5 protein-coding genes and 1 tRNA gene are annotated in these 5,228 nt (G+C 47.7%); 1 reads left to right on the top strand and 5 read right to left on the bottom strand.

What is annotated here, in order from left to right:
* Positions 1 to 154: 154 nt before the first annotated feature.
* Together WMO26_RS13235 and WMO26_RS13240 are read right to left on the bottom strand one after the other, a co-directional pair.
* A complete protein-coding gene (locus WMO26_RS13235) occupies positions 155 to 691 on the bottom strand; it encodes a hypothetical protein (RefSeq protein ID WP_349221107.1) in 537 nt (178 codons plus the stop codon).
* An 18-nt stretch (positions 692 to 709) separates the two neighbouring features.
* Positions 710 to 1,135 (bottom strand): hypothetical protein, encoded by a 426-nt coding sequence (locus WMO26_RS13240; protein WP_349221108.1) that lies wholly within the window; start codon positions 1,133 to 1,135, stop codon positions 710 to 712.
* Between the two features lie 377 nt (positions 1,136 to 1,512).
* Here WMO26_RS13240 and WMO26_RS13245 point away from each other — a divergent pair, with 377 nt between their 5' ends.
* Complete coding sequence (locus WMO26_RS13245) at positions 1,513 to 2,772, top strand: hypothetical protein (protein ID WP_349221109.1); 1,260 nt, start codon at positions 1,513 to 1,515, stop codon at positions 2,770 to 2,772.
* Positions 2,773 to 2,809: 37 nt separating this feature from the next.
* Here WMO26_RS13245 and WMO26_RS13250 read toward each other — a convergent pair whose 3' ends face one another.
* The 3 genes from WMO26_RS13250 to WMO26_RS13260 all read right to left on the bottom strand — a co-directional run bounded on the left by WMO26_RS13250 (position 2,810) and on the right by WMO26_RS13260 (position 4,787).
* Positions 2,810 to 3,586: a PhzF family phenazine biosynthesis protein gene (locus tag WMO26_RS13250; protein ID WP_349221110.1), complete on the bottom strand. Its 777-nt coding sequence runs from the start codon at positions 3,584 to 3,586 to the stop codon at positions 2,810 to 2,812.
* A 223-nt stretch (positions 3,587 to 3,809) separates the two neighbouring features.
* Entirely contained in the window at positions 3,810 to 4,571 is a 762-nt protein-coding gene (locus tag WMO26_RS13255) for a methyltransferase domain-containing protein (protein WP_349221111.1), read from the bottom strand.
* Positions 4,572 to 4,695: 124 nt separating this feature from the next.
* Positions 4,696 to 4,787 (bottom strand) — tRNA-Ser (locus WMO26_RS13260).
* Positions 4,788 to 5,228: the final 441 nt, after the last annotated feature.

The following is a 5,228-nucleotide window of genomic DNA, read 5'->3' on the forward strand; positions in this document are numbered from 1 at the left end:
GATCTCAATTCTGCAGCCGGGCTTCTTTTATACTTACACAAGAATGATTTGGATTGAAAGCCTCACGCGTGCTTGTTTTTGCAATGGTTTCTTTCGATTATAAAAATAAGAATCTCATTCTTAAATACTTTTTCGGGCAGATGCACCTTTGAAATCAGGGGCAGTCCGCTGTTTTTGCGCCTGTATAGAGCAGCCACTCTTGCCGCAGACAGGTGTAAATCACGCACAATTTTGGCCGGGACAGTTTGAGCAAACCGCATACTTCCCGGTCGGTGTATCCGTTCATACGCAAAAGGAGGACTTTGCGCGAAAGGGGATGGAGAAGATGAAGAAAAAAGTGTACTTCCAAACCAGTTTCGTCAAAAGGCTGCCGGCCAACGGCGTTTGAAAGAACACTGCCCGTTTCGCTGTTTGGTCCGTAGCAGTGGTCCAGAGAAAAGGGGGACTCTCCCTGTCGCTGCCGCCAAGCTTCCCGGTTCGCTTCTTTCAGGGTTTTGCGGATGCAGTCGGTGGCATAGCTCTGGAAGTTACAATATGCTTCCGAAAAGGTCCGTACCGCGTACAAGAGGCCGTACATAGCCACCGCAATCCGGTCCTCGGATTCCAGGCCTTTATAAGCACCCTGTGCTTCCTGAAGTACCAGCGAAAGGTTGGCGCGAATCACATCGTCTTCCGTTAACATGGCTGGCATCCCGCTCCACCTTCCTTTCTATTCCTCGGGCATCATGGCGGCCAGTCCCGATTTTCTCGGCCGTCTCGGCATAGGTGTTTTTGTTACGCCCGCGGTCTGAGGCGGATCGCATAGCATTCCGATCCAAACCCCCTCGTCAAGCTGCTCCATTCGGTACCGGGCCGGCAGGGGGATTGCGCGTTCCACTATGGCCCGCGTCAAATTTGGAGCCTTGAGAGAACCGTTTTTTGGCAGCTTATAGCCGACTTTATTTTCCTCCTTTAACGCGATTTCTTTTCCGTCGCAACGAATACCGATGGTGATAGACGGGGGAATGAGAGGCAGAAGCTTTGAACTGATGTTGCATTTGCCGCACACGGTAAAGCTTACCGTATAGGGGACCTTGCGTGCCTGAGGAAGAAACCATTCGTAGTCGGTCGTGTCGAATGCGCGAATTTGGTCCATCAGTGTGCCTCCTTTTTTCCAAAAAGCAGTTTGAATTTCCAAAAACCTCTATTATCTTCCATTATATCAGAAATTAAAACAAATTCAACTATATTTGTTAATAATATTTGAAAAATTAGAATAAAACGATTCCCGTTTTGACGTCTGGTCTCCTCCGCTTCCGTTCTTTAATTTTTTTGCGTTGATGTGGAGATAGAAAATAGATCCGTTTGTCCGGCGTTCCTTTCTTTTTATAGGGAGGCCAATGGCAAAGCAGTAAAACAAGGAGAATTCCATCTGTTTTGCACCATCTGTGCACCTTCATACAATCTTTATTTGCGCATGATTGGCAAAAGCGCTATACTTAACTTAAAATTATATAAAAAGGGGGAATCGCCGTGCTGGAACGAGAGATTCACATTGGGATTGCCTTTGCCACTGGCCGCAAAAGCTTTCAAAACGTGCTCAATGCCTATATCTACCACCTCCAGGAATCCATGTTGCTCAAGGACCGCAATGTGCATCTCCACCTGTTGGTCGCCTACGATTTGGCCTATGCGGGTACAGTGCTCAGCGACTATACCAGCGTCCGTCCCGGCGTGCTCGAGCAGTTTACCACCGTCACCTTCTTAGGGGAGGACGACATCGACCGTACCGCCCAATCGCTGGTGCAAAGCGGCGTGATTGAAGCAAAGGAAGCGGATCTTTGCTTTGGAAACGGCTATGCTTCTAAGCGCAACATCCTTTTGTATACCGCGTTGAAAAAGGGATTGGATTACCTGATTTTTCTGGATGACGACGAATATCCTATGGCGGTCACCGAGTCGAAAAACAGTACCCTTTGGAGCGGCCAGCATGTGCTGGAAGCCCATCTCAAGTACCTGCGCACCTCCGACATGACCAACGGTTACCACTGCGGCTATATTTCACCCATCCCTTATATGGAATTTGACAACGTTATGACCGCGCAGGATTTCCAGATCTTTATCGAAGCATTGAGCAACGATATCCTCAATTGGGATGAAATTAAGAAGGTCATCGACAACGGAGGAATTACCTATGCGGACAAAGAGGTGCTGATTGAGCAGGCAGCATCGCTGGTACCCGAGGTTAACGGAGCCAAATTCATAACCGGCGGCAACCTGGGAATCAACCTGACCGATCCTGCCAAGGTATTTGCCTTTTATAACCCGCCCGGCGCCCGGGGCGAGGATACCTTTCTGAGTACCTGCCTGCATGAGGTTAACGTCAAGCGGATTCCGGCTTATACCTTTCACGACGGCTTTTCCATTTACAGCTGTCTGCTGCAGGGAGTTCTGCCCACCCGCCTTAAGCGCATCGGCTCGGTGGACTCGGAAGAGATCATCCGACGGTTTTACAACGCATGCATTGGTTGGGTGCGGTATAAGCCGCTCTATACATTTCTGACGAGGCCCAAGGAATATGTGCAGATCATGAAGGACATGAAGGAAAAGCTCAAGGCGACTCTACCCAAAATCAGCGCTTATTTTAACGTATCCGAATTTGCGAATATCGAAAGCGAATTCATTCGGTACGAATCTAGAGTGCAGGAACATCTTTCTCAGTTTATAAAGACCAAGGAAATCTGGGAGCGGGTCAAGCAATCCATTGATCTTGCCTCCAAAGAATCGACATGAAGAAAGAGGCCCGGGTTAAAGCCCGGGCCTCTTTGCGTTATACGAAAATCTCTCCTTTTAAATACAGAACGGCCCGGCCGGCGATTCTCACCCGTCCGTCCGCCAGCTGGCAGAATAAGGTGCCGCCCCGCCTGGATAGCTGCCGCGCCACCAACCTGGTTTTCTGCAGCCGTTTTGCCCAGTAGGGAACCAGCACGCAATGAGAAGAACCGGTCACCGGGTCCTCCGGTACCCCCAGCTCCGGCGCGAAGAAGCGGGAAACAAAATCGAAGTCGTGCCCCTCTGCCGTAACGATAAATCCCTTGCACCCGGAAATCCGTCTCAGGGCATCCATATTCGGGCGAAGGTTAGCCACGGTATCCGAATCCTTAACCCGGATCAGAAGGTCCCGATATAAATGGATTTCCAAAGGCTCGGCGCCCAGCGCCTCTGCAAGAGTTGGGGGACAGTCTGCCGGCACCGGTTCGCGCACGGGAAAGTCCAGCTCGAGTAGGTCTCCCTGAGGCCGGACCGTAAGGATGCCGCTTTGGGTATAGAAGGTAACTGGGTCCGAAGAAGGAGACAGAAACTGCCGGATGACATAAGCGCTTGCTAGAGTGGCATGGCCGCACAGGTCGATTTCCTCCGCAGGAGTAAACCACCGCAGCCGATAACCGTCGCCTTCCTTTACAAAAAAGGCGGTTTCCGAAAGGTTGTTTTCCGCCGCGATCTGCTGCATGCGTTCGTCGGAAGGCCAGTCATTGAGCGCACATACGCCGGCGGGATTTCCTTCAAAGAGGGCGTCGGCAAAGGCGTCCACGACATAATAGTTCATTTCAAATTCCTCCTTATATCGTATACGGTGCTACTGGGAACAGAGCCTGCCGTAGGGTATGTAAGTAGGAAACTTGTCCCTCGCAGTCCTCTTTACGGGTTTGGATCTATGCTCTTCCACTACATAAAAAATCCGGGTAATACGCCTTACGCAGCAGGTTGGTTTCCTTCTTGGTTGCATTTCGTGCTTGTAGGACCGGCACATCCTTACCGGCTGAAATGTATCATTTCATTGCCGTAAAAAACAGTCTCGGCATTTTCAAAATTATCGAATTGTCCGACTGCACTGGAAAGCGGTTTTTCATCCTTCTCAAAAGGTCGCATAAAAACTCGGCTTCCTCCGCTTTGCTTAGCGCATCCAGATAAGGCCTTAATCCACTTCCTTTATACCAATCAATTATAGAACCGTGTGACGGCATAATATGATAATATGTCGTATCCCACATGGTAACTTCCTTTGATATTCCCGATAAAATATCATAGGTTTTATCGGGTGACTGGTTATGAAAAACATGAATATCTCTCAGCCTTTTCCACTTATCCTCTGCTATCAGTTCCTCTAATACTCTATAAAATACCGCATTTTGGACAAGCGGCATCTGAACGGCAAGCATTCCTCCGGGATGAAGCTTATCCATTAGCTTCGGAAAAAGGCTTTGGTGATCCGCAACCCAGTGCAGACAGGCATTTGAAAAAATCAAATCGAATGTTCCGATGCGGTCGAGTTCAACGGGAATCACACACTTCTGAAATTTCAGATAAGGATAGGAGCAACGAGCTTTATCGAGCATATTATCAGAGCTGTCGATCCCAAGTATATCTGCTGCAGAAAAAGAAGCAGAAAGCTGCTTCGTGCTGTTTCCAGGACCGCAGCCAATATCGAGTATCAATTTAGGCGAAATATGTATTCTGTGAATTAGGTCAACAGATGGCTGCGTTCGTTCTTTTTCAAATTTGGCATATTGATTTGAATTCCAATCCTTCATCGCTCGTTTCCTCCATCAATGGGGATTTATCGTTTTCAATTCAATGGTATTATACCATAGGTGGGAATGGTTTTTAACCACGAAAAAAGTCCACCGTAATTTTATCAAAATTACGGTGGACTTATGGCGGAGAGAAAGGGATTCGAACCCTTGAAGTGGTATTAGCACTTACACGATTTCCAGTCGTGCGCCTTAGACCAGCTCAGCCATCTCTCCGAATGAATTGGCGCTTGTCTATTATACATAATCCATTTTTAAAATGCAAGTCCTATTTTCAAATTCTGAAAATATTTTTGCATGCCCTTTCCAGGAGGGAGAAAACATCCGGCCCCAACCATAAGTTTTCTTTAAATAGGATAGACGGTTCCTTAAAAGATATACGCCGCCGGTTGCAAGAAACAGCTGCATTATTAAAAAGGAAAGAGATTGCCACATCTTGTAGAAAAGCAAACATATCCTAAGAAAAAATGCAAGATCTAGAGGGAAGGTTTCTGCTTTTGCTTGATTTGCAAATGGTTTGGAGAGGACAGGCAAAAAAACTTGAAAAAAGTTGAGAAAAAGGCTTGACATTATATTGCATATTTGATATTATAGTCAAGCACCGAACGGCGGGTCAGCAAAGTGGCCAAAAAGTCCGGTGGATGGACCTTGAAAATT

It is taken from the genome of Solibaculum intestinale (assembly GCF_040096205.1).
Lineage (GTDB): Bacteria > Bacillota > Clostridia > Oscillospirales > Acutalibacteraceae > Solibaculum_A > Solibaculum_A intestinale.

What these genes read in the sequence shown, in the direction of transcription:
- WMO26_RS13235 (WP_349221107.1), bottom strand. Translation starts at nt 691, where the DNA reads ATGCCAGCCATGTTAACGGAAGACGATGTGATTCGCGCCAACCTTTCG.
- WMO26_RS13240 (WP_349221108.1), bottom strand. Translation starts at nt 1,135, where the DNA reads ATGGACCAAATTCGCGCATTCGACACGACCGACTACGAATGGTTTCTT.
- WMO26_RS13255 (WP_349221111.1), bottom strand. Translation starts at nt 4,571, where the DNA reads ATGAAGGATTGGAATTCAAATCAATATGCCAAATTTGAAAAAGAACGA.
- WMO26_RS13250 (WP_349221110.1), bottom strand. Translation starts at nt 3,586, where the DNA reads ATGAACTATTATGTCGTGGACGCCTTTGCCGACGCCCTCTTTGAAGGA.